We start from the raw sequence: 25,350 nt of genomic DNA on the forward strand, positions 1-25,350 counted from the left end.
TTTTCGGTTCTTTACTCAATACCCAGCCCCTAATCGCCAATCTCTAGTCCCTTTAACAATTGGTATTAGTTAAATGCGATTTCGTTGAGCAATTACCTTTGCAGGTACACCAACTGCTATTGAGTAAGGAGGAATATCTCTATTAACAACTGCTCCAGCTCCGATGACACTGCCACGGCCAATGGTGACACCATCTATGACTGTGACTCCATGACCTAACCAACAGTCGTCCTCTATAACGATTCCTTTTCTTGTAACTCCTTGGTCGCCAATTGTCTGTGAAGGATCAGCAAAAATATGGCCATTGCCATATATGCCAGAATGAGCTGCAATTAGACAGTTTTTACCAATTTTGATGTTGCCGTAACCAGTAATACAGGTATACAAACCGATGTATGTTGCTTCACCAATTTCGATAAAAGAATTTTGTAGTGTACCAATATCAACACCACGTTCTAAAGTGACTCCAGAGCCAAGAGTAATTCGATTGTTTTCTGCACCGAGGCTGTTGAGCCTAACACCACTGCAAATTTTGACTCTATCTCCTATTTGGATATTAGAAGTACCATAAAATTTCACACCGATTTCGATGCAAATAAATTTGCCAAATTGACCAAAAATCTGAGAATACAATAGCTTTCGCAAGTAAACTCCTAAAGCAATTGTCGGCAGATCTCCTAATAGTGTAGTCAATAAAACTTCTTTTAGGCGTGCCAATTTGGCAGGAGTGATAACTGGGTTTCGACTCCCATTGCTTGCCAAGCTATTCATCATGTATGTTCTATTTGTTGTTTGTCATTAGTCATTAGTCATTAGTCATTTGTATTTACAAAGGACAAAAGACAAAGGACACAAAACTAATGACAGTCTTAACCAGGTAATTGGCAATTTGGACGCACTTAAGCTTATCCTATGCAATTACTGCTGTCTCAAGATGGGACTGTTGAGGAATTTGTGCCACAATTGCTTTGCCAATTTCCAGAGAAGAAGTAGCCGCTGGAGAAGGAGCATTGCAAACATGGATAGAGTTTTCACCCGGAACGATTAAAAAGTCGTCCACCAAAGAACCATCATTCATCAAAGCTTGAGCGCGGACACCTGCATGGGTGGGCACCAAATCTTCTGCTTGGACTTCCGGAATTAGCTGTTGCAAACTTCTGGTGAATGCTGCTTTACTAAAGGAACGAATAATTTCTTGAATGCCTTCATCAGCATGTTTTGCTGCTAGTTTCCAGAAACCAGGGAAGGTGATGACTTCAGCAAAATCTCCCAAATTAAAGTCGGTTTTTTTGTAACCTTCGCGTTTGAGGCTGAGAACTGCATTTGGCCCAGCGTGGACGCTACCATCTATCATCCGGGTAAAGTGGACACCCAAGAAAGGGAAAGCGGGGTTGGGAACTGGGTAAATGAGAGTTTTGACCAAATAGCGTTTTTCTTTTGTAAGTTCGTAGTATTCTCCCCGGAATGGTACGATTTTGGCGCTGGGTTCTACTTTGCCTAGTTTAGCAATGCGATCGCTGTGCAATCCAGCACAGTTAATCACAAAGCGCGTTTCAAAGCTGCCGTTGTTGGTTTCCAGTACCTGATTTTTTCCACTTGGGGATATTTTCAGGACTTTTGTATTCAGCCGTAAATCTCCTCCCTGTTGTTGAATTAATTCGGCGTATTTTAAACAAACTTGTTTGTAATTTACAATTCCGGTTGAAAATACCCGAATCCCACCGACACAACTCACATGGGGTTCAATTTCTTTGACTTCTTCAGGGCTGATTTTTTGGACTTTTATGCCATTATCTAAACCCCGTTTGTAGAGGTTTTCTAGGCGCGGTAATTGTTGTTCTTCAGTTGCAACAATGACTTTACCACAAACTTCATGATCGATGCCATGCTCTTGGCAGAACTCGACCATTGAGCGACTACCATCACGACAGAATTTAGCTTTGAAACTCCCTGGCTTGTAGTAAATACCAGAGTGAATGACTCCACTATTATTGCCGGTTTGATGAAATGCCCAGTTACTCTCTTTTTCTAGTACTAAAATTCGTGCATTGGGATATTTTTTGCCTAAAGCCATCCCCGTAGACAGTCCAACTATTCCCCCACCAACAATAGCAAAATCGTACATTGGTATTCTTGTACTCAAAACGACAAAAAACTTAATATTTAAGAGTTAGCAGTGAGAAGTTGGCAGTTAGAAGTTGGCAGTTAGAAGTTAGAAGTTAAAATTAAATTCAATTGAGATTCATAACTCATAACTCATAACTCCTAACTCATAACTCATAACTCATAACTCATAACTTTTTTTCCCATACTTGCCAAGGAGCCTGATTATTGTTCCATAGTTCTTCTAGATAGTTTTTATCTCGTAGAGTATCCATCGGTTGCCAAAAACCATTATGCTTGAAAGCAGATAGTTGTTCCATATCAGCTAGCTTTTCTAACGGTTCTTTCTCCCAAACCGTGGAATCATCGGCAATCAAATTGATGACTTCCGGTTCTAGGACAAAATAACCGCCGTTAATCCAAGCGCCATCACCTTCGGGTTTTTCGCGAAAGCTGCTGATTTTGGTTTGTTCTTGTCCTAGGGAAATCGCGCCAAAGCGTCCTGCTGGTTGAACTGCTGTAAGAGTCGCCAAGGTTTTTTGTTCTTGATGAAACTTAATTAGCTCTGTAATATTTATATCACTTACACCATCACCATAGGTGAAGCAAAAAGTGTCATTGCCAAGATGCTCACAAACACGTTTTAAACGTCCGCCTGTCATGGTGCGATCGCCTGTATCGACTAGGGTGACGCGCCAGGGTTCAGCATATCCTGAATGCACATTCATCTGGTTAAACCGCATGTCGAATGTGACATTTGACATGTGTAGGAAGTAATTAGCAAAATACTCTTTAATGATGTAACCTTTGTAGCCGCAACAGATGATGAAGTCATTAATGCCGTGGGCGGAGTAAGTCTTCATTATGTGCCATAAAATTGGCTTACCACCAATTTCAACCATCGGCTTAGGTCTGATAGTAGTTTCTTCACTGAGGCGTGTACCAAGACCTCCAGCCAAAATCACCGCTTTCATGCAATTACCTCGGAGATTTGTAGAGAGATTGTTAAGCTGTTCAACATGAAAATTGCATATCTATTTGTGTTGACTGATGACTGATAACTGATAACTGATGACTGTCATTAATCATCGGTCATCAATCATCCGTCATCAGTCAACGACCTTGACAATTGATTATGCAATTAATATGGGCTTTAACTTAGGGAGAAAACTTTATTTTTAATGTATTTTTCTCCGTACATAATCTAACGAAGATTCAACACAATATTATGAAGAGCAAGTAAATAAAAATCTTTTATGTGTAAAAAGTTTATGAATATCTCAAACCTGGAAATTTCAATAATTAAATCAATAAAAATATTACTTCTAAAAAAATAGAGTTAGCTTTCGCTAACCCTGTCTAATCATGATTTGCCGTATTACTAGTAAATTTTTACTCTTGATAAAGTAGTTACAAAATTTACTAGTTTGGTGTTAGTTTTTTCCGACATTTTCCCAGATACTAGATCTTTGAAGTAAAAAATTACATTTGTTTTCCTCTATTATACAGATACTGCTAAGTGCTTGCTGGTAATTTTCTGTATCCGCTTGTTCTAAGGAAAGCTTGGCAGCTGTATGTAAATCTTCGATGGCTTTCGCCTGACTTTGGTTTGATCCACTACCAAGGTATTGAGCTAGTTCATAGCGAAGCATACCTCGTTTGAGATAAACTTTCGCCAGTTTATTATTGAGTAGTAATGCTTGGTCAAAGTCAGAAAGTGCCCTTTGGTATTCTTGATTAAAATCCCCACTATATTGAGCCATTTGATAGCGGGTAGAAGCACGCTGAAAATAAGCTTCTGCTTTGGATGAATTGAGGGCGATCGCTCTTGTAAAATCAGCAATTGCTTGTTTGAAATCTTTTAAAGTTTGGGCGCTATATTTGGCAATTTCTGAGTAAACAATGCCCCTTCTGATATAAGCTTCTGCTTCATTTTTATTGACTTGCAGGGCTTGATTATAATCAGCGATCGCTTGCTTATATTCTGTATCAGGGTCGTTGCTATATTCAGCAAGCATATAGTGAGCATTGCCGCGATTAACTAAAGCTTTGACCTCATGAGGATTGATTTGCAAAGCTTCGCTATAGTCTACAAGCGCACCTTCATAGTCTTTGAGATTGTAGCGGGCATTGCCTCGATTTACAAAAGCTTTGACATATGTGGGTTGCTGTTTTATTGCTTCGCTAAAATCTGCCACTGCTTGCTCATAGTTTTTTGTTTGATAAGCAGCATGACCTTGCTTATAGTAATCAGCAAAAGTTGGTGTGTCATTATTAACTGGGGCACGAGACATCAACGATTGTTGAGTGTATGTATTTTGGGAAACATATGGACGAGTAAATTTAATCATCACGTCCAAATACCCCAAAATTCCAAAACCCAGCAAACCAAGAACAACAGGATAAACCTTAGCCTTGCGAAAACGTTTTTGTGGCGCATAGGTAGGGCTAGTTGCCTGCTGCCAATAGTTAAATCGCTGCAATGGTGTGGCTGGTTGTGGTAAGCCTGGAGGCTGGTTATAGCGCCTTTTTGGTTTGATTCGTGGTTTGAGATGTTCTCTATTTTCTATAGCCTGATGTGATGGGAACGGATCGCGTCCGCCTAATCTTAAAGCACGTTGACACCAAGGACAGGTATGCAGGTGGTTGTTGTAACGATGCTGGGGATTAATGGTGCAGGTAATTAGGCTATCTTCGGCTTCTGCTATTGCTGACAACCAACTTTGGGCGCTAGGACGTAGTTCTGGGTCGTTGTGACCATCCTCAAAACAACGCACAAACAACTCTTGTAATCTGGGATGCAGAATTTCCCAAGCCGGTGCAATCGGTGTAGGCAAGTAGGGTACTTGCTGCTTTTGACTGTAGGTGAAATGTCCGGCTGCTATTCGCGCTTCGTATGGTGGTGGTTCAGCACTACCTTGAAATATGCCAGAGAAGGGATGGGTACCTTCCATCAACAGTTGAAATATCAATACGGCCAAGCCAAACAAATCATGAGTGATTTGGCGGTCGTGTTGAGCAAAGATTTTATTCTGTAGTTCCGGTGGGGTAAATTCTGGTTTACCCACTGGACAGCGGTAAACAACGTTGTTTTCTACATCGCGTACTTGGAAAGAGTCGGTGTCTACCAATGTGACTAATGCTGTGTCACTGACGAGGATGTTCGATTCGTTCACATCCCCGACACAATATCCACTATTGTGCAAAGCTGCAAAAGCTGCGGCTAAATTGCGGGCAGTACGAAGTAGGTACTGATAATTAAATAAAGGACAGTGTTCGCGGCGGGTTCTGGGGTTGTAAAAGTCGATGATCGGACGCATCCCCCGAATCCGCGGCATTAAAAAGCCGATGATGCGATCGCCGTAGCCATTGCCGACATCTGCTGCTAGTAATAGATCCTGTGGCCAAGCGATGGAAATATGTCCTAAGCTAGCCGTCGGGTTTTCCGGCGGGTTAGCCAGCATCGTATGCAGTTTATAGGCGTGGGCGACTGTAGGCTTGTGATAAATCTTGGCTACTAAATCACTATCGGAGGGCACAGCATAGATACATGCTTCACCGCCACGCCCTAAACTGACGCTAAGGTTGATAATTTCTTGTTTGGGAAGACAACGTAGTACCTGCATGATAGAATCACAGTTAACGGAGGTTATTTAAAACACTGGAATTGGATAATCCTGGTTCATATGTTGTTGAAAGCTGCAATAATTAGGGTTAAGTCATCATCAGTACGCTGAGTAATTCGCTCAGAACCTAGGAACTTCACCAACTGATCTTTTGCCACTGTCTTGTCGTCTGCACTCTCGACAAAATCAAATAAGGGAAAAAAGAACGGTTTGTGAGGTTCACGAGCAACCATATTTAAAGCCAGCATTTGCAGTCCATCAGTCAGAACAGCAATATTGACTATTGCTTCACGCCACAATCTCATCTGGGCTAGATCTATAGCATCTGCTGAAGTCAAAAAAGTTGTTTCATTGATATATTCGCCATTATTGGGCATGGTCAGTGCAAGTAAGTTGCCCATACGATCCTTTGCTACTGCCAAACCATCACCAATCTGGGCCGCTGCTACTATTTCTGGTGTAGCAATCACAACAATTAAAGTTGTTGCTAAGTCTTGAGGCTGTTTTTTGCAAGCTGCTGCTTCCTGTTCAACCGCTGTTTTGGCAGCTAACAAGGCCTCAAGTAATAGCGATCGCACAATTGCATCATCAGTCAGGGAGTGTTTGGTGATTTGTTGCATTGATAAATTTTCGATCGCTGCTTCCACAGCCACCATTGCTCCCACTTTCCCCTGACTGGCAGAACCGGCGCCATCAGCCGCTGCGGCCACTAACACATTCCCTGGTAATACCTGCCAGTGGTGGGCATCCTGACACAGCTGCTTGTTTCTAATGTGGCTGGTGCCACACACAGATGCGGCAACTACTTGCCAATGAGAAATCTGTTTTGAGGTTTTCATAGATTTTTTCTGACAGCTAGCTGTGTGAGTTTGAGGCCGCGATCGCATTTAAATAGATCCCCAGCCAATAGGTGGTAATGCTACCTGTTCGTCTACTTGCGAATGCGAAACCGCTGACATACTAGCCGATAACCAAACAAACATCTCAACAAAGTTCAGTCCTTTGAGTTTTAGAGGCGTACGCACAGCTATTTGATTGAGACGTGTCATGTTAGCATTTTCTACACCCACTGAGAAAAAAGCCACGCGCTTATTCGCCTCATCTCCTTGCAAACGCTGTGTTGCTTGCTCTATCACTTGCTCTAGTTCTCCTTGCGGTTCCCCATCAGTGATCATGAATACCCAAGGACGATAGTAAGCAATACCATTGGCACGATACAGGGATTTGCGCTCTTGAACCATATCCAAGGCTTTATGAATTCCCATACCCATAGTCGTTAAACCCTGGGCTGTCAGGATTGGCGGATTGAATTGATCCGCAGTCACGAAATCTTGCACGACATTGACATGACTATCAAACGTGACGATCGCCACCTCCACCCGTCTGGCTGCCAAGGAATTCTTGATTAATTCATCCTTCAAAGTCAGCAAACCTTGATTTAAAGCTTCTATCGGCTCTCCTTGCATAGAGCCAGATGTGTCTAGTAGTAAGACACAAGGACAACGGGGTTCTGGATTCTCAGCAAACTCCACTACTTCATCAAGTCTTAAGGTATCGTGCATAACTTTTTGTGTTATGTTGTAGTCCAAAGCTTTATTTCCCTTTTTTCAAAGTATATAGTTTAATTTCCGGAGCTTAATAAACTAAAGGTAGATGTTTAGTTTGAGCTAATTGAATCTTTATTAAACAAATTATCCTTCGCAAATTTTTTACAATTTTTAAGAAAGTCTTGGGCATGGTCTAGTCGAAAGAGAATTTCTCAACTGTTAGCATTATTTAGGTGAGTAAATCTACTAACCTGTATATACATGAAACACAGAATATAATAAATAATACGCAGATTCACCTACGCAAAATTTTAAAGATTCCATGTAGAAAATTTATTTTTTATATAAAACAAATTAATCCAAGTTGACCTCATCGACATAAAAACTTTAACCGCCCACGTTAAGAACTCAAGGCTAAACTAAGCTATAAAAAACCTGTCTTCAGGTCGTGCAAAATGTAACTAACTGACTTTATAACTGCTAATTGCTGAGTGCTGTAGACGCTGCTGCGGTAAGGGTGTCGCAGACAGGCGCGGTTACTAGCGATCTTCGACACAGGAGCTTCACTTCCGTTAGCGCAAGCGTTGCGCGAGAAGCGCGAGGGTCACCCGTTCGTCGAAGCCCCAACAATAGCGGTTTCCGTCGTTAGCGCAGCGATCTTCAACGCTCGTAGCGTCTAGGGACTGCTGTTAGCGTTAGCAACGAGCGTCACTCAAAGGGTCTTGGGGTTTTACACCAAATGCATAGTTGTCTAGCGACCGAGCGCAGTTGATAATGGCTACTTGGGCTGTAATTTTCATACCTTTTAATAAATGTACATATTCTTTAATAAGAAAGTATTTTGTAGTTAGAGAAAAATTACAAATAATAAAATACCGCATGGTCATAGCTATCCTTTGTAAAGATTTTCAAAACGACTGTAAAACATGAATAATTTTGGTACATTCACGGTACTGCGTCCCCAAAATTTATTAAGACAGTTATCTAATTGTTCTGAAACGACCTGCTTGCAAGCTTTGAGTAATCAAGTTACCTGGTCTATTTACCTAGAAGAGGGAACAATTACTTATGCGACCCATACAGTAGAACCTTTTGATAGACTTGAACGCCATCTGCGTCGCCTTAGCCATCGAATTAAGCGAGTAACTAGTGAAACTCGTGTGCAATTGCGCTTGATGTTTGAAACTGACTCACCAAGTCAATTCATAGAAGAGTATAGCGAGCTTAGAAGTCAACCTCCAGAGTATCAGGCAATTAGCTGGCTTATTAGTCAAGGACATTTGGATGCTACACAAGCTACAGTTTTAATTCAAGAATTGGTTAAAGAAGTGATGGAAGCATTTCTATTAATCAAAACAGGTATTTATCAATTAAGTGATTCACAGCAGAAAGTTGCAAAAATTTGTAGGCTAGATGTAGAAAAAGTTATAAACTGCTGTCAGTTACAAATAGAGCGTTGGCAGTCTTTATCACCGCAAATTTCATCTCCCTATCAGCGTCCATACCTGTTGTTTTCTAACGAAGTTCCCAACAAAAATTTTCCAGACATCCAGCCAAATCTAACTAATTGGATGAAAGGTTTTAGCCTACGTCATCTTGCTGTGATTATCAATCAAGATGAAATTCAACTGGCTAAAATTTTACACCCTTACATCCTCAAAGGAGGGATTATCTTGCATGAACCAGACCCACCTTTTGATCTGTTACCAAAGACTTTAACAGCAATGTCATCTTCTCCTAGACTTACAACAGCATTACTAAACAGAGAATTAGGTGACACACTAGTAGTCGAAGTCAGTAGCGATATCGCCCAAACTGATGCGGATATTCCTGGAGAAAATATATCTCGTGTGCATGAATTACCAAAGATTTCTGCACTTTCAAGAGAACATATTCAGGAATTAACAATACCTAATAACATACATGTTCCTCCTCAAATAGTAACGAATGCTACTATCAGTCCGAAAAAGGTTTATAAAATTGTTTCTGTCGATGATAGTCCCACAATTCTTAAAGAAATTAGTCGTTTTTTAGAAACTGAAAATTTTACTGTAGTCGCTATCGATGATCCATTAAAAGCCGTAATGTCCATTATTAGACACAAACCAGACTTAATTTTACTAGACCTAAATATGGCAGGAATTGATGGCTATGAATTATGTCGGCTTATACGTAATAATTCAATGTTTAGAAATACTCCGATTATTTTTGTCACAGGTTATAAGGGTATTGTAGATAAGGTAAAAGCAAGATTAGCCGGGGCATCTGGGTATCTAACTAAACCTTTTACACAGGCAGAGTTATTAAAAATGGTATTTATGCATTTGACCTAAAAAAGTAAATGAAGAAGGGGAAGGGGAAGGGGAAGAGGAAAAGAATACTTGGTATATTCTTTACAGGTGGCATGATGCTGATGTTGCGACTACGAGCTTTAGCTTTGGTTAAAAAAGCAGCTTTAAAATAAAATTTCTGCTATTTTGCAATTCTTTTTTGAATTTGACTAGGCTGAAAAGTTCTGCGCTTGAGAAAGCTATATGTAGCATTCTGTGGAAAAAGTGCGTATTCATGGGATGGTACAAAGCGGCTCATGGAAGCGATCGCTAAAAAACACAGTAGCTTGTTAAGTTCCATCACTCCCATACAAGGTGTATGGGATAATATAGTCATGGATACTAATCTCAAAGTTGTCGAAAAATTAATTCAAGAAGCCCTTGAACTTGGCGGATGTAGCACAAAGCGTGCCGTTATTGAAGAGGCATTACGAGAATATGTGCAGCGTCGTAAGCAGCTAAAAGTTATAGAGCTATTCGGCAAAATTGAATACGATGATGATTATGACTATAAGCAACAGCGCCAACAACAGTGAAAGTCATCGTTGACACGTCAGTCTGGTCTTTAGCTTTCAGACACAATTCCCAAGTTGAGGATTCACCCCATATTGCATTGCTGCGAGATTTAATCACAGATAATCGAGTTGCCTTGCTGGGTGCTGTCCGGCAAGAAATACTTTCAGGAATTCGCCATACTGAGCATTATAATTTATTGCGAAATTATCTGCACGGATTTCCTAATCTGGAGCTAGATATCGAAGATTACGAACTTGGTTCTGAGTTTTATAACACTTGCCGACATCACGATGTTATGGGTACAAACACAGATTTCCTGATTTGTGCCGCAGCCGTTCGGAGAAATTACAGAATCCTGACCACAGATAAAGATTTTGAAAACTTCAGTCAGTGTATACCGATAACTTTGGTGCAATGCTAGGTGCTGAGTGCTGAGTTAGGAGTTAGGAGTTAGGAGTTATGAGTTAGGACTTACGCACGGGTCACGGAAAAACGAACCACAGAGACGCAGAGTACATAGAGAAATGAGAGTTTGAGAGGTTTTTTGCGTAAGTCCTATGAGTTAGGAGTTATATCAAGTTCGCTTAATTGCTTATAAAAAGCGAAAAACCCCACCCCGCCTTTGACTTGCGTCAAAGTTTCCATGCACCATTACCCCAAAGGGGGCCCCGAGTTCCCCGTGAACGAGGGGAAGTTTTGGCTTTAGACAAAACCCGAGTAGGGTGACGCGATTCATGATGGTAAGCATGAGCGAGTAATTCACCAAAACGCCAAAACGCCAAAAACGCCAAGGAAAGATGAGAAAAGACATTGTTATGAAAGTCCAATGTAGTAGGATTGTTCAAGTGAAAGGGTAAGCCCAGGCGAGTGGCGATCGCTCGCTCTTGGACACCTTAAAATGAGAGCAAAAGACGATTCCTAAAACAAGCACACTCCATGCGTATTTCTTTAAGTTGGCTACGGGAACTAGTAGAAATCAAACTTAGCCCGGAAGAATTAGCCGAAACCCTAACAATGGCAGGGTTTGAAGTCGAAGATATTGAAGACCGCCGCACTTGGGCAAATGGCGTGGTTGTGGGGAGAGTGCTTGAACGTCAACCCCACCCCAACGCCGATAAATTGAGTGTTTGCCAAGTCGATATCGGTGCAGCGGAGACTTTAAATATTGTCTGCGGTGCTGCTAATGTCCGCGCAGATATCTATGTGCCAGTGGCGACTATAGGTACTTATTTACCCAATATCGATTTAAAAATTAAACCTGCAAAACTGCGCGGTGTCCCTTCTCAGGGGATGATTTGTTCTTTGAAAGAACTCGGTTTACCCACTGATATAGATGGAATTCATATTTTTCCAGAGGAAAATCTGCCTTTGGGTAGTGATGTGCGTCCGTTGCTGGGTTTGGATGATGTAATTTTAGATGTGACTGCTACTGCCAATCGTGCTGATGCTTTGAGTATGGTAGGCATAGCACGGGAAGTCGCAGCTTTGACTGGTGGTCAGCTCAGCATTCCCTCTCCTGGGGAAGTAGCTATTAACAATAATGGCGGAAATTTCACTTTAAAAATTGCCGACAAGCAAGCTTGTCCTGCATATATTGGTACAGTTATTGAACAAGTTAAAATTGCCCCATCCCCTGATTGGTTGCAACAGCGCTTGCGGGCGGCTGGGGTACGTCCCATAAATAATGTGGTGGATATTACTAACTACGTTTTGCTGGAATGGGGACAACCACTACATGCTTTTGATAAAGACCGTTTAGAATCCGTTGCTGGTAATGGCAATTTAACTATTGGTGTGCGCTTTGCTAATTCTGGAGAAACTCTTAAAACTCTGGATGGTCAAACTCGCACTTTAGCATCCCAAAATTTGTTAATTACCGCTAACGAAAGACCCGTGGCGTTAGCGGGAGTCATGGGGGGAGAAGAAACCGAAGTCCATGAAGGGAGCCAAAGCTTAGTTTTAGAAGCAGCGTTGTTTGATTCTGTGGCAATTCGCCGTTCTTCTCGCAGTGTCGGTTTAAGAAGCGAGGCTTCTGGAAGATATGAACGCGGTGTTAACCGTGCTGAATTGGAAGTAGCCACTAATCGCGCATTATCGCTGATTAGCGAATTAGCCCAAGGAGTGATTGTCCAGCAAGAAATTGCTGACACCCGTCCTGATAAATCTACTTGGAGTCGTTCCATTGCATTGCGTTTAGAACGAGTGAATCAACTGTTGGGGCCTGTAGATTTAGGCGAAGAAACAGGAGAACTCGAAGCAAAAGACGTTGAACGGATTTTGACTGCACTGGGATGTGAGGTGACATCTTCAGGAGAAGGTACTTGGAATGTTTCTGTTCCACCCTATCGTTACCGCGACTTGGAACGGGAAATTGATTTAATTGAAGAAATTGCCCGTCTTTACGGTTATGATAATTTCTGCGATACCTTGCCAGCAAAGTCAGAAGCTGGGTATTTACCTTTAGATCAAGAATTAATTCGCAAGTTGCGGGCTTGTCTGCGAGCTGAAGGTTTGACAGAATTAATTCACTATTCTTTGGTGAAACCAGGGGAAGACAGACAGATAGTATTAAGCAATCCGTTATTTGTCGAATATTCGGCGCTAAGAACCGATTTGATTTCTGGGTTGATTGATGCTTTTCAGTACAACTTAGAACAAGGAAACGGTTCGCTAAACGGTTTTGATATGGGGCGAATTTTCTGGCAAGAAGAAGACGGTTTGCAAGAAGCAGAAGCGATCGCTGGTATTATTGGAGGCGATCGCACCCTTGGCAAATGGTCGAAAGGTGGACGTGAACAACCAATCACCTGGTTTGAAGCCAAAGGCATTTTAGAAAGTGTTTTCCAGCAACTTGGCTTGCAAGTAGAATATCAACCAGACCGTCGCGATGAACGTTTGCATTCAGGACGCACCGCTTCTTTATGGGTTCGCGGTCAAAATTTAGGTATTTTTGGACAACTTCATCCCCAACTGCGGCGAGAAAAAGGTTTGCCTGATTCCGTCTACGTTTTTCAATTAGATGTAGATGTGCTTTTGGATTCTCTAGATCAAGATGATATCCTCACGCCTACATTTAAAGGTTATTCTACCTATCCCGCTAGCGATCGCGATATCGCTTTCTTCGCACCTGTGAAAGTCTCAGTCGCCGAACTAGAAAAAGCAATTACCAAAGCCGGTAAAGACTTGCTGACATCCGTGGAATTGTTTGATGAATATCGCGGTGAAAACGTCCCCCAAGGACAGCGAAGTTTAGCATTTCGTTTAGTTTATCGTGCGAGCGATCGTACCCTCACCGACGCTGAAGTCGAACCGGTACACAATAAAGTCCGCGAAGCCTTAGTAGAAAAATTCGGCGTCAACCTGAGAAGTTAGGAGTTAGGAGTTAGGAGTTAGGAGTTAGGAGTTAGGAGTTTTCAATTCATCACTCCTGACTTTTTGTTCAATTTTTCATTTTTAATTTTTTATTGATTGACCATGCCAAAATACATCCTGTGGGGAACTTACTGCGAAGACGTTTTACAAAAACGTGAACCTTACCGTCAAGCTCATTTAGATGGATTAGCCAAACAAAAAGAATCTGGTGTATTGATTACTATCGGCCCTACCAAAGATGTCACAAAAGTTTTTGGCATTTACGAAGCCGAAGATGAAGCCACAGTGCGCCAGCTAATTGAAAATGACCCCTACTGGCAAAATGGCATTTGGACTGAGTATTCTGTCAAAGAGTGGATTCAGGCTTTTTAATTCAACAGTTAATGTTTGGGCTAAGCAAATAAAAACTTAATTTAAAATGCAAATTTTATTAAGACATATATTAGCTTTGCTCTGAGAGGATGTCTGAGAAGTATTGTTATTAACATCAAAGCTTTAAAAACCTAACCCCCCTAGCCCCCCTGACCCTAATCCTCATGAAATTCGGGTTTAGCCCGAATTTCATGGGGGCCCCGAGTTCCCTACAAGGGAATGGGGGTTTCAAAGCCTCTCTCCGTTTCGGGGAGAGGTTTGGAGAGGGGTTCTTAGTATAATTTTCGACTTTTCAGACATCCTCTGAGGACTGAAACATGACTCCAGCCTTACGCCAACTAGTTACATTCGATGAATTCGTTGCCAGATACCCACACAACACTCTTAAACGTTATGAACTCCATGATGGAGTTGTAATCGAAATACCACCACCAACAGGCGATCACGAAGAGGTTATTGGTTTTTTGGCGCTAGAGATATCTGTCGAAATTAGGCGACTAAAACTTCCCTATTTCATTCCCAAAACAGCGTTTGTCAAACCACTAGAGAGTGAATCAGCTTATTCACCCGATGTGCTGATATTAAATCAACCAAATTTAGTAAATGAGGCTCTTTGGAAAAAAGAATCTACTGTTAGTTTAGCAGCATCCATTCCCCTGGTAATCGAGGTAGTAAGTAGCAATTGGCGTGATGATTATTTTATCAAGTTAGCCCGTTATGAAGAAATTGGCATCCCTGAGTATTGGATTGTAGATTACGCTGCACTGGGGGGTAGACGGTTTATTGGTAATCCCAAACAGCCTACAATATCGGTTTATTCACTCTTTGGAGATGAATACCAAGTCAGTCAGTTCCGTGGGAGTGATTGTATTATCTCATCTACTTTTCCAGAATTGAATTTAACCGCCGAGCAGATTTTCAATACTGGTTTGTGATATAGCAATCCTAAATCATTTATTTCTGTGCATGTGACAGTCCTAAAATCGTCTACTCAATCAGCAAAACCTATTCTAGAGTGAGATGCCAAATTCTAGCTTTTAGTAGATAAAACTGGCATTTTTTAATGCAATCATAAGAATGTTATTACACAAAAATATTGCTATTGTTTAAACTGGAAATATAATCATTCATAACTGCAACAGCTTGGAATATTTTCATAAGGTGCTACCATGAATCAACTTCTAAAACGTACATTTCTACCCAGCCTCATGGCTGCTAGTTTAGCAGGTGTTTCTTTATTTCCTGCTCAACCCGCTGCTGCCGATGACCGAGTTTTAGGAGATACAGCCGTTGGTGCTGGTGCTGGTGTGGTGACAGGACTGATTACAGGATGCGGTTCTGTGCTAGGTAATGCCGCTAGAGGGGGTGCCGCTGGTGCCGCTGTCAATGCTGCTAATGGGCTGAGAAGTGCCCGTGCCCGTAGAAATGGTCGTAATTATGGTCAAGATGCGCTTGTAGGTGCTGGTGCTAGTATCCTGACTGGCAAGCTGGTAGGTGGTTGCAGAAATACTGTGAAAAATGGCATTACTGGTCTCGGTGCAGGTACAGCAGTTCATATCTACCGCAACAACACAAAATAATTCGTAATTAATAGTTCGTAATTAACTATTAATTAGCTTTGTAAACAAAATTACCGACTTATTTGATAAGTCGGTAATTTTGACTATAGCGGTTTTCATTTGAATGATATTCAATTGCATTTCGCTATAATGTCAAGCCTAGTAAATATCAGGCTTGATATCAATTAAACTTAATAGTAACCTCTAACCCTTAAGTGCCTTTCTAAAGTTGCGACGATAAGATTCATTAGTAATAAACAAAGCAGGCCATAGTAAAGATAAACCTATACGATTGGGTAAAGATGGAGAAAAGTTAGTCCGGCTAAACCCAGTCCAAAACTTCCAGATGCCACCCACATAAACAACTATCAAGGTAAAAAGAATAAAGCTACCCATTGCCATTAACTCCGTTAGCAACTGACAGAATTTAAATCAACTATCCCTACACTCAGTAGGCGATTTTTACCCTACACTGAGAATGTATGCCTGAGCTACTCAGTCTGGGACATCTGAGTTCCTAGATGATACGATCTCTACTCCAGTGTAAAATAGCCTCCTGCATCGTGGCTAGTTAGCGATTAACGAAGAAAAGTACTTACTGCCCAAGTCAGCTAAAAGACATATTCATTGCATAATCACTTCGTTTGGTCGTCATGAGTCGTTTGTATTTATAAAGGACTTTGACGGTCTTAACTAGAGAATATGCAACTTGGATGCACATTAGCATAGAACATCAAAATAAGAAAGACAATTGACTTGATAAAAGGTAAAAAGGCTGTTTTTATCTGCTATGTTACTTTTTCCTTCTTCCTCTTTGTCTGCGATGTTTCCGGGAGCTATCGTAAGTTATCCTAAACACCTAGAACAACCCTGATTTATGAGCAGTTCTCTTAATTGTCTCTGGACAAACAGATGAGTGTTTTGAGTAGATATGCTTATTTAGCGACGGATGCATCTTGCGGAAGTTCCTCAAATCTCAACATCCGTAGGAGACTAAAGAAAAACACAAAATACAATAACGGTTTTTGAAGTAGCACAAATGCTGCAAATAACTTAGGAGGATTTATGCGTGCAGTACTGATGGCAGGCGGTTCGGGAACGCGGCTTCGTCCATTAACTTGCGATTTACCTAAACCGATGGTGCCCATCCTCAATAGACCGATCGCAGAACATATTATCAATCTTCTCAAACGCCATGAAATCACTGAAGTGATTGCGACGTTACATTATTTACCTGATGTCTTGCGAGATTATTTTCAAGATGGGAGTGATTTTGGCGTACAAATGACCTACGCCGTTGAAGAAGACCAGCCTTTGGGAACGGCGGGCTGTGTAAAAAATATTGCTGAACTCCTTGATGAAACTTTTTTAGTAATTAGCGGTGATAGTATCACAGATTTTGACCTGACAGCAGCGATCGCATTTCATAAACAAAAGAAGTCAAAAGCCACTTTAATTTTAACCAGAGTTCCTAACCCGATTGAGTTTGGGGTGGTAATTACTGATGAAGAAGGACAAATTCGCCGCTTCTTAGAAAAACCCTCTACTAGTGAAATTTTTTCCGATACCGTTAACACTGGTACTTATATTCTCGAACCAGAAGTTTTAGAATATCTCCCAGATAATACTGAATCTGATTTTTCTAAAGATTTATTTCCCTTACTATTAGCCAAAGGCGAGCCAATGTATGGTTACATTGCTCAAGGTTATTGGTGTGATGTCGGTCATTTAGATGCCTATCGGGAAGCTCAATATGATGCTTTAGACCGTAAGGTAAAACTTGACTTTGCTTATAGAGAAGTTTCCACTGATTTATGGGTTGGTCAAAATACTTATATCGACCCCACAGCTAACATTGAAACTCCAGCAGTGATTGGTGCTAATTGTCGCATCGGTGCGAGAGTGCAAATTGAGGGCGGAACCGTAATAGGCGATAATGTCACCATTGGTGCTGATGCTAACCTCAAACGCCCAATTGTCTGGAATGGGGCAATTGTTGGGGATGAAGCACATCTTAGCGCCTGTGTGATTTCTCGCGGTACTCGCGTAGACCGCCGCGCCCATGTTTTAGAAGCTTCTGTGGTGGGTTCACTGTCCACTGTGGGAGAAGAAGCGCAAATTAGCCCCGGTGTGCGGGTTTGGCCCAGCAAAAAAATTGAGTCGGGGGCAGTCTTAAATATTAACTTGATTTGGGGTAACACCGCTCAACGAAATTTATTTGGGCAACGTGGCGTACAAGGTTTAGCGAATATTGACATCACCCCAGAATTTGCCGTGAAGTTGGGGGCGGCTTATGGTTCGACTTTGAAACCTGGTTCTAAAGTAACGGTTTCCCGTGACCAACGCAACGTTTCGCGCATGGTGACGCGATCGCTAATTGCTGGTTTAATGTCAGTGGGTGTGGATATTCAAAACCTAGATGCTACAGCGATTCCCATTGCTAGGACAGTGATACCTACAATGTCCGTAGCTGGGGGAATTCATGTGCGGGTACATCCAGACCGCCCCGACTACATCTTAATTGAATTCATGGATGCTAAGGGGATTAATATCACCAAAGCTTTGGAAAAGAAAATAGAGGGGGCTTATTTTAAAGAAGATATGCGGCGATCGCAAATTCAGGAAATTGGCGATGTCGCTTACCCCAGCCAAGTCATCGACCGTTACTGCACAGCCTTTGAGAAGCTATTACACATTGAAACTCTGCGTAACAGTCGGGCAAAAGTGGTAATTGACTATGTTTATGCTGTATCTGGGGCAGTTTTACCCCAAATGTTAGATAAATTTGGTGCTGATGCGGTGGTGCTGAATGCCAGTGTGAACAAAGCAGCGGTGTCAGTAACCGACCGAGAAGCATTACTAACTCAACTTGGTCATGTAGTGGAAGCCTTAAAAGCTAACTTTGGGGTTCAGGTATCAGCTAACGGCGAACAGCTAATTTTAGTTGATGAGTCAGGCTTTCCTATTCGTGGCGAAGCTTTAACAGCGCTGATGGTGGACATGATTTTAACCTCTAATCCCAGAGGTACAGTAGTCGTGCCAGTTCATGCTTCCAGTGCTGTGGAACAAGTTGCACGTCGCCATGATGGTAAAGTGATTCGCACTAAAGCTAATCCTACAGCTTTGATGGAAGCCTGTCAAAAAAATCCCAATGTGGTGCTTGGTGGTAGTGGAGACACTGGTTTTATTTTCCCACATCTGCATCCAGGATTTGATTCCATGTTCTGCATAGCTAAGATTATAGAGATGCTGACGATTCAAGAGCGATCGCTTGCCACAGCGCGTTCCGAATTGCCCCGTGTCATTCACAAAACTCACACCATCCGCTGTCCTTGGACAGCTAAAGGGGCGCTGATGCGTTACTTGGTGGAAACTCACCCAGCGCAAAACCTAGAATTAATCGATGGCGTGAAAATTTGTCAACCTTATGATGACAGTTGGCTGTTAGTTTTACCAGATGCCAGCGAGCCATTAGTACATTTATACGCCAACAGTAATGATCGCGATTGGGCAGATGAGACTTCTAGGAACTACCGCGCCCGTGTGCAGGCGTTTGTAGAAAGACAACAAGAACAACATCCGGCGGAAGTGTAATTTAGTTGTTAGTTGTTAGTTGTCAGTTGTTAGTTGTTAGTGGCAAATGACGACTGACAACTGACTCAGCTACTAATCCAAAATAGTATTACTTTGCTTGACTTACCAATCCAAAATCCAAAATCTAAAATCCAAAATAATATTACCTTACTTGACTTAGAAACTAGCTTTGGACTGCAATTGGTTGAGGATGAGGAATTTTTTAGAGAGTGGCAAGATAACTTACCAGAAATTACCAACTCGCAAAGACAACAACTCGACCGAGTTAAGGCAAGTTATGCTAATTTGCTCAAGTATCCTCCTCTACTGGAAAATACTGTCAAGATGGTGGTGTTGTCTCCCTTATTGGATTTAGCAGACTTTTATTTATCCCCGTTTCATGTTAAATCTGAAAAATCTGTAGAAGTTTCTGCTGAAGATGAAGGCGTAACAATCAAAGGTCAAATTGATGTCTTAGTTTTGTTTGAACAGCTAGTAGTAGTAGTCATAGAATCCAAACAAGCAGCATTTTCTGTAGAGGTAGGTAAACCACAACTACTAGCTTATATGCTGACATTTTCTAACTCGCATAAACCAATATACGGATTAATCACCAATGGCAATAGTTTTATTTTTGTGAAATTGCTCAAACAAGAAACGCCAAAATATGCATTGTCTCGCTTATTTTACATCTTCAATCCTGGGAATGATTTGTATACAGTTTTCCGTGTGTTGAAGCGTCTGGGTGAATTGGCGAGAAATGGCAGTTGATTTATCAAGGATGTATTTTAAATTTGTCAAAGTAAATTTAACAAACTTCACATACAGCTGTTTTTACTTTGTCATAATTACAGTTTGGAACTTTAGCCCTGCTACCATTCTGCCAAAGCGATCGCTACTCCTTGTTGCAATTCTGGTGTGAGAGTGGGATTATTGGCTAATTGCTGTAATTGTTGGAATGCAATTTCTGGTGCTAGTTGCTTGAGGGCGGCGATCGCGTGCAGTTTTACTTGTTGATCTGCATCTGACAGTAGTAAAATCAATGGTTCAACCGCTTCAATGTTGCCTAACTGTCCTAAAGACAAAGCGATCGCATTTTTAATACTGGCTATCTTAGTGGCTGGATGTGACGAACGCAATACCTCCAACAAAACTGCTGCGGCTGGTATGGTTAATTGCGGCTTTTGTACTCGTCCCAGAACTGTGACAATTTCCTGCCAAACTGTTTCTGAACTACTTTCATGAAGTGCTTGTTGCAAATATTCCAAACTTGATACTGTCTCTACCCAGATTAAAGCGCGGATAACTTCTAATTGTAAATTTATTGGTGTGTGGGGTGATATTAACACCTGAAATAAGTGCCTAGCAGCGTCATCGCTACCCAAGCGGGAAAGAGCGATCGCTGCGGCACAACAAACCTCAAGATTAAAATCATACAATCGAGGTTGCAGTTTTGTCACCAAATTTAATTCTGAACACAAGTCAGGGCGAAAACCCAAACCAAGCACAGCTGCGCGTCTGACTGTGGCAGATAAATCATCTAAAGCGTTTAATAAAACTGGTGGCACACGTTCGTCGTGAAAGTTGCTGAGGGCAGCAATTGCAGCAGCGCGGACTGCTGGTTGTGCATCTTGCACTACACTCAACAAAGGCGGGATAATTTCTGTATGCCGGATGGAAAAGAGCGATCGCACTGCCAAAAGTCTGGTATCTTCATCTAGGAGCAGTTCAGTTAGTGCAGTGATAGCCACAGTATCCATTTGCCCCAAAGCTGTAGCGGCGATGGCTTTGAGTTCTTCATCTTCATTGGTTTTTAGCAATTCCACCAAAGCGCCTATAGCATCTGGGTGCTGAAACTCACCCAAAGTCCGTGCTGCATACCAACGCACTTCTAATTCTGCATCTTCATCTTCTAAGATATCAATCAGCGCTGGGATGGCAATGTTACCTAGATAAATCAACACTTTGGCGATATCCCAGCGTTGCTGAAAATCCCCCATTTCTAAAACCCAGAGTGCTAATTCCAGCAAATATTCTTGATTTTTAACTATCTCTGGATGTTGAGAATCCGCTATGGAAATTAACTGTTGCAAATATGGAATTAGCAATGAACAATTTGCCGCATCATGTGCTGCTTGCGCTTGTTCCAAAAGCTGCTTGATATTACTCATGATGCCCGAAAATCATCAAATTGCATCCAATAATAACATTGTTACATTATACAACGGCAATCGAGCAAGAACTTATACCATTTCACGAAATACCTGATAAAGATACATCAGTAGGGGTGTACAGCTGTACGCCCCGGAGAGCCGATTCATATGTTGCAAATATTTTTGCAAATAGTATCAGCTACAATATGTACAGATATGACTGAAGTAAACATGATTTAACAGCTATTATTAACTAGTATAAATTTAAATAATTATGAATATCAAAGTAGTATTAGAACCAAGTGATGAAGGTGGTTATACAGTTTTTGTTCCCTCACTTCCAGGTTGTATCAGTGAAGGAGAAACTATCGAAGAATCACTAGAAAATATTCAAGAGTCAATACTGCTTTATCTGGAACCATTGGAAGAAGAATTGATAATTGAAGAGGGAGCTATAGTAAGGGAATTAGTGCTGTAACTAGAGTTCTCAGTCTGTCATACATTGAGATTATTGCAGCATTAGAGCGAGATGGATGGATATTTGTACGCCAACAAGGTAGTCACATCAGACTGCAAAAACAAATTTCAGATGAGGTTTTGAAGTTGACTGTTCCTGCTCATCGGCCAGTTAAGCGTACAACATTAGCTAAAATTTTAAAACAAGCTCAAATAGATTTAGACCGATTTTTAGAACTGTTGTAATCAATGACTAGGAGCTATCGTTACGGCAACAAGTTGATTGATAAGTTTTGCTTAAGCTGTGGTAACGACAACATAAGCGTTTGCCACAAACAGAACAACGTTTCTAACGAACGGGACGACGTTTCTAACGAACGGGATGACGTTCCTAACAAACGGCATGATGTTTCTAACGAACGGGATGACGTTTCTAACCAACGGCATGATGTTCCTAACAAACGGGATGACGTTCCTAACCAACGGCACGAGGTTCCTAACAAACGGGATAACATTTGTAACGTCGCTGCTGCAAAAGTGGTTAAATTCTTCTTGTGAAAAGGATTTTCTTTAAGCTTTGCTTTGCACGAGTAGCAATATTATGCTGATGCCAAGCTTGATAGAAGTCGGGGTAAGGCAAATTCTGGGCGCAATTCCAAATCACATTGTAGCAATGATAATCCAATCGCCAATAACCACTTAAAGCTTTGACTACCTCAATGCGATGTTTATTATCCTGTAAAATTTCCCCTAAGCTTTTTGCTACCTGCCAACGGGTGTCGTCATCCACATGATTTGATTGCAGCAGGTGTACTAAGGCTGCGATCGCAGTCACAACAGCCGTCAGTGTCACAGGTTCCATTTCACTACAAAGTCAATATATGTACAGATATTATTACGCAGCTGACTGGAAAATACTCTGTGCCTTTGTGGTTCAAGATTTTTCACCACCAAGGCACAAAGGCACAAAGAGAAAAGCTGTAGAAGTGTAAAAATATATATGTAAAGTTTATTTGCAAAATCACTTATGCCGAAAGCAATTTGGAATGGCGCAGTTTTAGCCGAAAGCGATAATACCGTGGTTGTGGAAGGCAACCATTATTTCCCTGCTGACACCATTAACAAGGAATACTTTAAAGACAGTAATACTCACACCACCTGTCCCTGGAAAGGTGTTGCCAGCTACTACAGCATTGAAGTTGATGGACAAGTCAACAAAGATGCAGCTTGGTACTATCCCAGCACCAAGGAAAAAGCTAAGAATATCGAAGGTTACGTGGCTTTCTGGAAGGGCGTAAAAGTCGAAGCTTAATAAAGCAGTAGCCCGATGCATTTTTCTTAGTGTCTTAGTGTCTTTGTGGTAAAAAATTTACTTTTAAACCGCCCTTCGGGTTCGCCAGTTCCCCATCTCGGCAGAAGCCAAGACGGGGACTGGACTCACCAAGGCACAAAGACACCAAGGTAAAGAAGAACATAACAAATATCAAATGTCTTTTTCTATACGCCCTACTCCATGTCTGTAATGATATCCTCACCAATGAATGCTAGACTCCAATCACAGGAAGAATAAATGTCCGCTACCAATTCATCACCGCAGTTGCAAAGAGAGTTAGGGGTTTTTGGTGCAACCCTGATGGGACTGGGTTCGATTGTCGGTACGGGTGTATTTGTCAGTATTGGCATTGCTGCGGGAATTGCTGGGCCTGCGGTAATTTTAGCAGTGGCTATTGGTGCGATCGTTGCTACTTGCAATGGACTTAATAGCGCTCAGTTGGCAGCTAATCATGCAGTCAGTGGAGGCACTTATGAATATGGTTATAAATATCTCACTCCCGCTTTCGGTTTTACAGCTGGCTGGATGTTTTTGGTAGCAAAAACAGCCTCGGCTGCAACTGCGGCTTTGGGTTTTGCTGGCTACTTACTCAACATTGCAGGCGTGAGTGCCAATTGGGTTGTGCCAATAGCTTTGTTGGCTGTAATAATTATGACATTGATAGTGTTGAGCGGTATCCGCCGCTCTAATCTTGCTAACACTGTGATTGTGTCGGCAACGCTGCTATCTTTAGGATTCTTTATCCTGGTATGTTTGCCCCGTGTGACGGTGGTGGGTATTGACAATTTGACACCTTTTTTCACCAGTTCGCCAGGGGCAATACTTCATGCTAGCGCTTTGATGTTTGTTGCCTACACAGGTTATGGTCGCATTGCCACTATGGGAGAAGAAGCACGTTCTCCCAGAAAGACCATACCCCAAGCGATGATTGTCTGTTTGCTATTAACAATGTTACTTTACATCGCCGTGGCAACCGTTGGCATTGGGGCTGTGGGGGTGGATGTTTTAAGCAACGCCACAGGACAGGCAAAAGCGGCTCCTTTGGAAGTAGCAGTCCGTAGCGTTGCGGGTTCGAGTGCTGCTTTGGTGTTAGCTGTTGGGGCGATGACGGCAATGTTGGGTGTATTGTTGAACTTGATTCTGGGTTTATCCCGCGTGTTGTTGGCAATGGGACGGCGTGGGGATGCTCCCAGATTTTTAGCACGTTTGAATCAACAACAGACATCTCCATACTGGGCTGTGATAGTAGTCGGGGGAGCGATCGTTGCTTTGGTATTATTAGGCAACGTAAAAACTACATGGTCGTTTAGCGCCTTTAGTGTCTTAATTTACTACGCAGTTACCAATTTAGCAGCTTTGCGTCTTTCCCCATCTGAACGACTTTATCCTGTGTGGGTGGGTTGGATAGGTCTGATATCTTGCCTGTTCCTGGCTTTTTGGGTTGAGTCTGCTATCTGGCAAGTGGGTCTAGGGTTAATTGTAGCCGGCTTAATCTGGCACAAAGTACAACGTGCTGTGTCTTGAGTCAGCAGGGGAGATGGAAGGATGGGGGATGGGGAGAATAACTAATGACAACTGACAACTAACAACTGACAACTGACAACTGACCACAGTAAATCTAATAAAAATATAAAATTACTTACTTATCTATCCACAGTAAGACGTAGTAATTTCCTAGTTTTTAGAAATTAGAGTAGGAGTTGCCAAACTACTCGAACACAAAAATGATTTTTTGTCAAGATAAAGAACAATTATTACATACGCAGTTGGTGAAATATGGCATACATTACCGCAAAGCTGCCAAAGTAGCAAAAATCATCGCATCTGGTTGTCCAGATGAGCTTTTGACTGATGAAGAAATACAACTCACTCAAGAAGTTTGTCGAGAGTGGTTAAAGCAACGCCAGCGCTTAGATTCTATCGAAGCAAACATTCATTGGTGACTGATGACTGCTGACTAATGACTGACGACTGACAACTGCTGGCTGACAACTGACCACTGATCACTGACTACTGACAACTGACAACTGATACTAATTTGCTGCAAAGAAAAATAGCATCTCAAAATAGAGAAGATGGGAAAATAACGTCCCCCTCATCCCCCTTATCTCCCTCATCTTCCTTATCCCCAGCCACGGGATTCTTTGCAGCTTATTTGTGCTTTTGGTTAGCATCCTTGATTAACTGAGCCATCGATTTTAGAAGAATATTACAAAAATAGGACATAGCTAAAATCACGGCTACTGCAACGCCTCCCTGCATCAATACAGGGATGATGCTTTCTCCAGCCATTGGAGAGGAGTTAGTTGGATTGGCAGAGACGAGAATAGTCTGGTCTTCAAATTGTCCTGATTGCAAGGAGTTTACAGCTATACAGCCTTGATTTAGTTCCATATTACATCCTGCCTAA

26 protein-coding genes are annotated in these 25,350 nt (G+C 41.8%); 15 read left to right on the forward strand and 11 right to left on the reverse strand.

The features are described from left to right. Positions 1–69 precede the first annotated feature (69 nt). The 7 genes from I8748_RS22930 to I8748_RS35815 all read right to left on the reverse strand — a co-directional run bounded on the left by I8748_RS22930 (position 70) and on the right by I8748_RS35815 (position 7,832). Positions 70–774 carry an acyltransferase gene (locus I8748_RS22930; protein WP_404800349.1) on the reverse strand — a complete coding sequence of 235 codons (705 nt, stop codon included), beginning with the start codon at positions 772–774 and terminating at the stop codon, positions 70–72. Positions 775–910: 136 nt separating this feature from the next. Next, positions 911–2,125, reverse strand: coding sequence for an L-2-hydroxyglutarate oxidase (gene lhgO / locus I8748_RS22935; protein WP_198126847.1), 1,215 nt, complete (start codon positions 2,123–2,125; stop codon positions 911–913). 166 nt (positions 2,126–2,291) lie between these two features. Then, entirely contained in the window at positions 2,292–3,077 is a 786-nt protein-coding gene (gene rfbF, locus I8748_RS22940; RefSeq protein ID WP_198126848.1) for a glucose-1-phosphate cytidylyltransferase, read from the reverse strand. A gap of 459 nt (positions 3,078–3,536) precedes the next feature. Next, positions 3,537–5,729: a tetratricopeptide repeat protein gene (locus tag I8748_RS22945; RefSeq protein WP_198126849.1), complete on the reverse strand. Its 2,193-nt coding sequence runs from the start codon at positions 5,727–5,729 to the stop codon at positions 3,537–3,539. 56 nt (positions 5,730–5,785) lie between these two features. Beyond that, entirely contained in the window at positions 5,786–6,568 is a 783-nt protein-coding gene (locus I8748_RS22950) for a PP2C family serine/threonine-protein phosphatase (RefSeq protein WP_198126850.1), read from the reverse strand. A 48-nt stretch (positions 6,569–6,616) separates the two neighbouring features. Next, the gene (locus tag I8748_RS22955) at positions 6,617–7,291 is read right to left on the reverse strand and encodes a vWA domain-containing protein (RefSeq protein ID WP_198126954.1); all 675 of its coding nucleotides are present in this window, start codon (positions 7,289–7,291) and stop codon (positions 6,617–6,619) included. A 409-nt stretch (positions 7,292–7,700) separates the two neighbouring features. Continuing rightward, positions 7,701–7,832: a hypothetical protein gene (locus I8748_RS35815; RefSeq protein WP_263976420.1), complete on the reverse strand. Its 132-nt coding sequence runs from the start codon at positions 7,830–7,832 to the stop codon at positions 7,701–7,703. A 370-nt stretch (positions 7,833–8,202) separates the two neighbouring features. Between I8748_RS35815 and I8748_RS22960 the strand changes: the two genes are divergently transcribed. The 7 genes from I8748_RS22960 (at position 8,203) to I8748_RS22990 (ending at position 15,446) form a co-directional block, all read left to right on the forward strand. Further along, complete coding sequence (locus I8748_RS22960; RefSeq protein ID WP_198126851.1) at positions 8,203–9,609, forward strand: response regulator; 1,407 nt, start codon at positions 8,203–8,205, stop codon at positions 9,607–9,609. 188 nt (positions 9,610–9,797) lie between these two features. Further along, positions 9,798–10,142 carry a type II toxin-antitoxin system VapB family antitoxin gene (locus I8748_RS36105; RefSeq protein ID WP_318781254.1) on the forward strand — a complete coding sequence of 115 codons (345 nt, stop codon included), beginning with the start codon at positions 9,798–9,800 and terminating at the stop codon, positions 10,140–10,142. Continuing rightward, a complete protein-coding gene (vapC, locus tag I8748_RS22970) occupies positions 10,139–10,543 on the forward strand; it encodes a type II toxin-antitoxin system VapC family toxin (RefSeq protein WP_198126852.1) in 405 nt (134 codons plus the stop codon). The genes I8748_RS36105 and vapC overlap by 4 nt, the downstream gene beginning before the upstream one ends. A 515-nt stretch (positions 10,544–11,058) precedes the next feature. Continuing rightward, positions 11,059–13,494: a phenylalanine--tRNA ligase subunit beta gene (pheT, locus tag I8748_RS22975; RefSeq protein WP_198126853.1), complete on the forward strand. Its 2,436-nt coding sequence runs from the start codon at positions 11,059–11,061 to the stop codon at positions 13,492–13,494. Between the two features lie 102 nt (positions 13,495–13,596). Next, positions 13,597–13,866, forward strand: a complete 270-nt coding sequence (locus I8748_RS22980) for a YciI family protein (RefSeq protein ID WP_198126854.1) — start codon at positions 13,597–13,599, stop codon at positions 13,864–13,866. A gap of 317 nt (positions 13,867–14,183) precedes the next feature. Further along, a complete protein-coding gene (locus I8748_RS22985) occupies positions 14,184–14,801 on the forward strand; it encodes a Uma2 family endonuclease (RefSeq protein ID WP_198126855.1) in 618 nt (205 codons plus the stop codon). Positions 14,802–15,035: 234 nt separating this feature from the next. Next, a complete protein-coding gene (locus tag I8748_RS22990; RefSeq protein ID WP_198126856.1) occupies positions 15,036–15,446 on the forward strand; it encodes a hypothetical protein in 411 nt (136 codons plus the stop codon). Positions 15,447–15,629: 183 nt separating this feature from the next. Here I8748_RS22990 and I8748_RS22995 read toward each other — a convergent pair whose 3' ends face one another. Next, positions 15,630–15,827: a hypothetical protein gene (locus tag I8748_RS22995; protein ID WP_404800353.1), complete on the reverse strand. Its 198-nt coding sequence runs from the start codon at positions 15,825–15,827 to the stop codon at positions 15,630–15,632. A gap of 663 nt (positions 15,828–16,490) precedes the next feature. Between I8748_RS22995 and I8748_RS23000 the strand changes: the two genes are divergently transcribed. Both I8748_RS23000 and I8748_RS23005 read left to right on the forward strand, forming a co-directional pair. Continuing rightward, positions 16,491–19,019: a mannose-1-phosphate guanyltransferase gene (locus I8748_RS23000; RefSeq protein ID WP_198126858.1), complete on the forward strand. Its 2,529-nt coding sequence runs from the start codon at positions 16,491–16,493 to the stop codon at positions 19,017–19,019. Positions 19,020–19,112: 93 nt separating this feature from the next. Continuing rightward, on the forward strand, positions 19,113–19,769 hold the full coding sequence (locus tag I8748_RS23005) for a DUF2959 domain-containing protein (RefSeq protein WP_214662707.1): 657 nt from the start codon (positions 19,113–19,115) through the stop codon (positions 19,767–19,769). Positions 19,770–19,870: 101 nt separating this feature from the next. Here the strand turns inward: I8748_RS23005 and I8748_RS23010 are convergent, their stop codons facing one another. Beyond that, positions 19,871–21,169, reverse strand: a complete 1,299-nt coding sequence (locus tag I8748_RS23010; RefSeq protein ID WP_198126859.1) for a HEAT repeat domain-containing protein — start codon at positions 21,167–21,169, stop codon at positions 19,871–19,873. 256 nt (positions 21,170–21,425) lie between these two features. Here I8748_RS23010 and I8748_RS23015 point away from each other — a divergent pair, with 256 nt between their 5' ends. Genes I8748_RS23015 through I8748_RS23025 form a run of 3 tightly spaced genes read left to right on the forward strand, consistent with a single transcriptional unit; the run spans position 21,426 to position 22,165 of the window. Continuing rightward, entirely contained in the window at positions 21,426–21,629 is a 204-nt protein-coding gene (locus I8748_RS23015) for a type II toxin-antitoxin system HicB family antitoxin (RefSeq protein ID WP_198126860.1), read from the forward strand. Between the two features lie 32 nt (positions 21,630–21,661). Further along, positions 21,662–21,853 carry a type II toxin-antitoxin system HicA family toxin gene (locus I8748_RS23020; protein ID WP_318781257.1) on the forward strand — a complete coding sequence of 64 codons (192 nt, stop codon included), beginning with the start codon at positions 21,662–21,664 and terminating at the stop codon, positions 21,851–21,853. Between the two features lie 3 nt (positions 21,854–21,856). Then, the gene (locus I8748_RS23025) at positions 21,857–22,165 is read left to right on the forward strand and encodes a hypothetical protein (RefSeq protein ID WP_198126861.1); all 309 of its coding nucleotides are present in this window, start codon (positions 21,857–21,859) and stop codon (positions 22,163–22,165) included. On the opposite strand, the gene I8748_RS23030 is transcribed toward I8748_RS23025, so the two are convergent. Further along, the gene (locus I8748_RS23030; RefSeq protein ID WP_214662708.1) at positions 22,149–22,469 is read right to left on the reverse strand and encodes a hypothetical protein; all 321 of its coding nucleotides are present in this window, start codon (positions 22,467–22,469) and stop codon (positions 22,149–22,151) included. The genes I8748_RS23025 and I8748_RS23030 overlap by 17 nt on opposite strands. A gap of 165 nt (positions 22,470–22,634) precedes the next feature. Here I8748_RS23030 and I8748_RS23035 point away from each other — a divergent pair, with 165 nt between their 5' ends. From I8748_RS23035 to I8748_RS23045, 3 genes are all read left to right on the forward strand, one after another. Continuing rightward, positions 22,635–22,919 (forward strand): DUF427 domain-containing protein, encoded by a 285-nt coding sequence (locus I8748_RS23035; protein WP_198126863.1) that lies wholly within the window; start codon positions 22,635–22,637, stop codon positions 22,917–22,919. A 258-nt stretch (positions 22,920–23,177) separates the two neighbouring features. Beyond that, on the forward strand, positions 23,178–24,464 hold the full coding sequence (locus tag I8748_RS23040) for an APC family permease (protein ID WP_198126864.1): 1,287 nt from the start codon (positions 23,178–23,180) through the stop codon (positions 24,462–24,464). Between the two features lie 200 nt (positions 24,465–24,664). Continuing rightward, on the forward strand, positions 24,665–24,883 hold the full coding sequence (locus tag I8748_RS23045; RefSeq protein ID WP_214662709.1) for a hypothetical protein: 219 nt from the start codon (positions 24,665–24,667) through the stop codon (positions 24,881–24,883). Positions 24,884–25,091: 208 nt separating this feature from the next. Here I8748_RS23045 and I8748_RS23050 read toward each other — a convergent pair whose 3' ends face one another. Continuing rightward, complete coding sequence (locus I8748_RS23050) at positions 25,092–25,334, reverse strand: hypothetical protein (RefSeq protein ID WP_198126865.1); 243 nt, start codon at positions 25,332–25,334, stop codon at positions 25,092–25,094. Between the last annotated feature and the right edge of the window lie 16 nt (positions 25,335–25,350).

It is taken from the genome of Amazonocrinis nigriterrae CENA67 (assembly GCF_016056305.1).
GTDB lineage: Bacteria > Cyanobacteriota > Cyanobacteriia > Cyanobacteriales > Nostocaceae > Amazonocrinis > Amazonocrinis nigriterrae.

Bases quoted from the DNA above. Each gene is read 5' to 3' on its own strand.
- I8748_RS22955 (WP_198126954.1), bottom strand. From the start codon at position 7,291: ATGCACGATACCTTAAGACTTGATGAAGTAGTGGAGTTTGCTGAGAAT.
- I8748_RS23030 (WP_214662708.1), bottom strand. From the start codon at position 22,469: ATGGAACCTGTGACACTGACGGCTGTTGTGACTGCGATCGCAGCCTTA.
- I8748_RS22985 (WP_198126855.1), top strand. From the start codon at position 14,184: ATGACTCCAGCCTTACGCCAACTAGTTACATTCGATGAATTCGTTGCC.
- I8748_RS23045 (WP_214662709.1), top strand. From the start codon at position 24,665: ATGATTTTTTGTCAAGATAAAGAACAATTATTACATACGCAGTTGGTG.
- I8748_RS23050 (WP_198126865.1), bottom strand. From the start codon at position 25,334: ATGGAACTAAATCAAGGCTGTATAGCTGTAAACTCCTTGCAATCAGGA.
- I8748_RS22990 (WP_198126856.1), top strand. From the start codon at position 15,036: ATGAATCAACTTCTAAAACGTACATTTCTACCCAGCCTCATGGCTGCT.
- lhgO (WP_198126847.1), bottom strand. From the start codon at position 2,125: ATGTACGATTTTGCTATTGTTGGTGGGGGAATAGTTGGACTGTCTACG.
- I8748_RS22945 (WP_198126849.1), bottom strand. From the start codon at position 5,729: ATGCAGGTACTACGTTGTCTTCCCAAACAAGAAATTATCAACCTTAGC.
- pheT (WP_198126853.1), top strand. From the start codon at position 11,059: ATGCGTATTTCTTTAAGTTGGCTACGGGAACTAGTAGAAATCAAACTT.
- I8748_RS22980 (WP_198126854.1), top strand. From the start codon at position 13,597: ATGCCAAAATACATCCTGTGGGGAACTTACTGCGAAGACGTTTTACAA.
- I8748_RS23025 (WP_198126861.1), top strand. From the start codon at position 21,857: ATGACTAGGAGCTATCGTTACGGCAACAAGTTGATTGATAAGTTTTGC.
- I8748_RS23035 (WP_198126863.1), top strand. From the start codon at position 22,635: ATGCCGAAAGCAATTTGGAATGGCGCAGTTTTAGCCGAAAGCGATAAT.
- I8748_RS22960 (WP_198126851.1), top strand. From the start codon at position 8,203: ATGAATAATTTTGGTACATTCACGGTACTGCGTCCCCAAAATTTATTA.
- I8748_RS23010 (WP_198126859.1), bottom strand. From the start codon at position 21,169: ATGAGTAATATCAAGCAGCTTTTGGAACAAGCGCAAGCAGCACATGAT.
- I8748_RS22995 (WP_404800353.1), bottom strand. From the start codon at position 15,827: ATGGCAATGGGTAGCTTTATTCTTTTTACCTTGATAGTTGTTTATGTG.
- rfbF (WP_198126848.1), bottom strand. From the start codon at position 3,077: ATGAAAGCGGTGATTTTGGCTGGAGGTCTTGGTACACGCCTCAGTGAA.
- I8748_RS23015 (WP_198126860.1), top strand. From the start codon at position 21,426: ATGAATATCAAAGTAGTATTAGAACCAAGTGATGAAGGTGGTTATACA.
- I8748_RS23000 (WP_198126858.1), top strand. From the start codon at position 16,491: ATGCGTGCAGTACTGATGGCAGGCGGTTCGGGAACGCGGCTTCGTCCA.
- I8748_RS23040 (WP_198126864.1), top strand. From the start codon at position 23,178: ATGTCCGCTACCAATTCATCACCGCAGTTGCAAAGAGAGTTAGGGGTT.
- I8748_RS22930 (WP_404800349.1), bottom strand. From the start codon at position 774: ATGATGAATAGCTTGGCAAGCAATGGGAGTCGAAACCCAGTTATCACT.
- I8748_RS22950 (WP_198126850.1), bottom strand. From the start codon at position 6,568: ATGAAAACCTCAAAACAGATTTCTCATTGGCAAGTAGTTGCCGCATCT.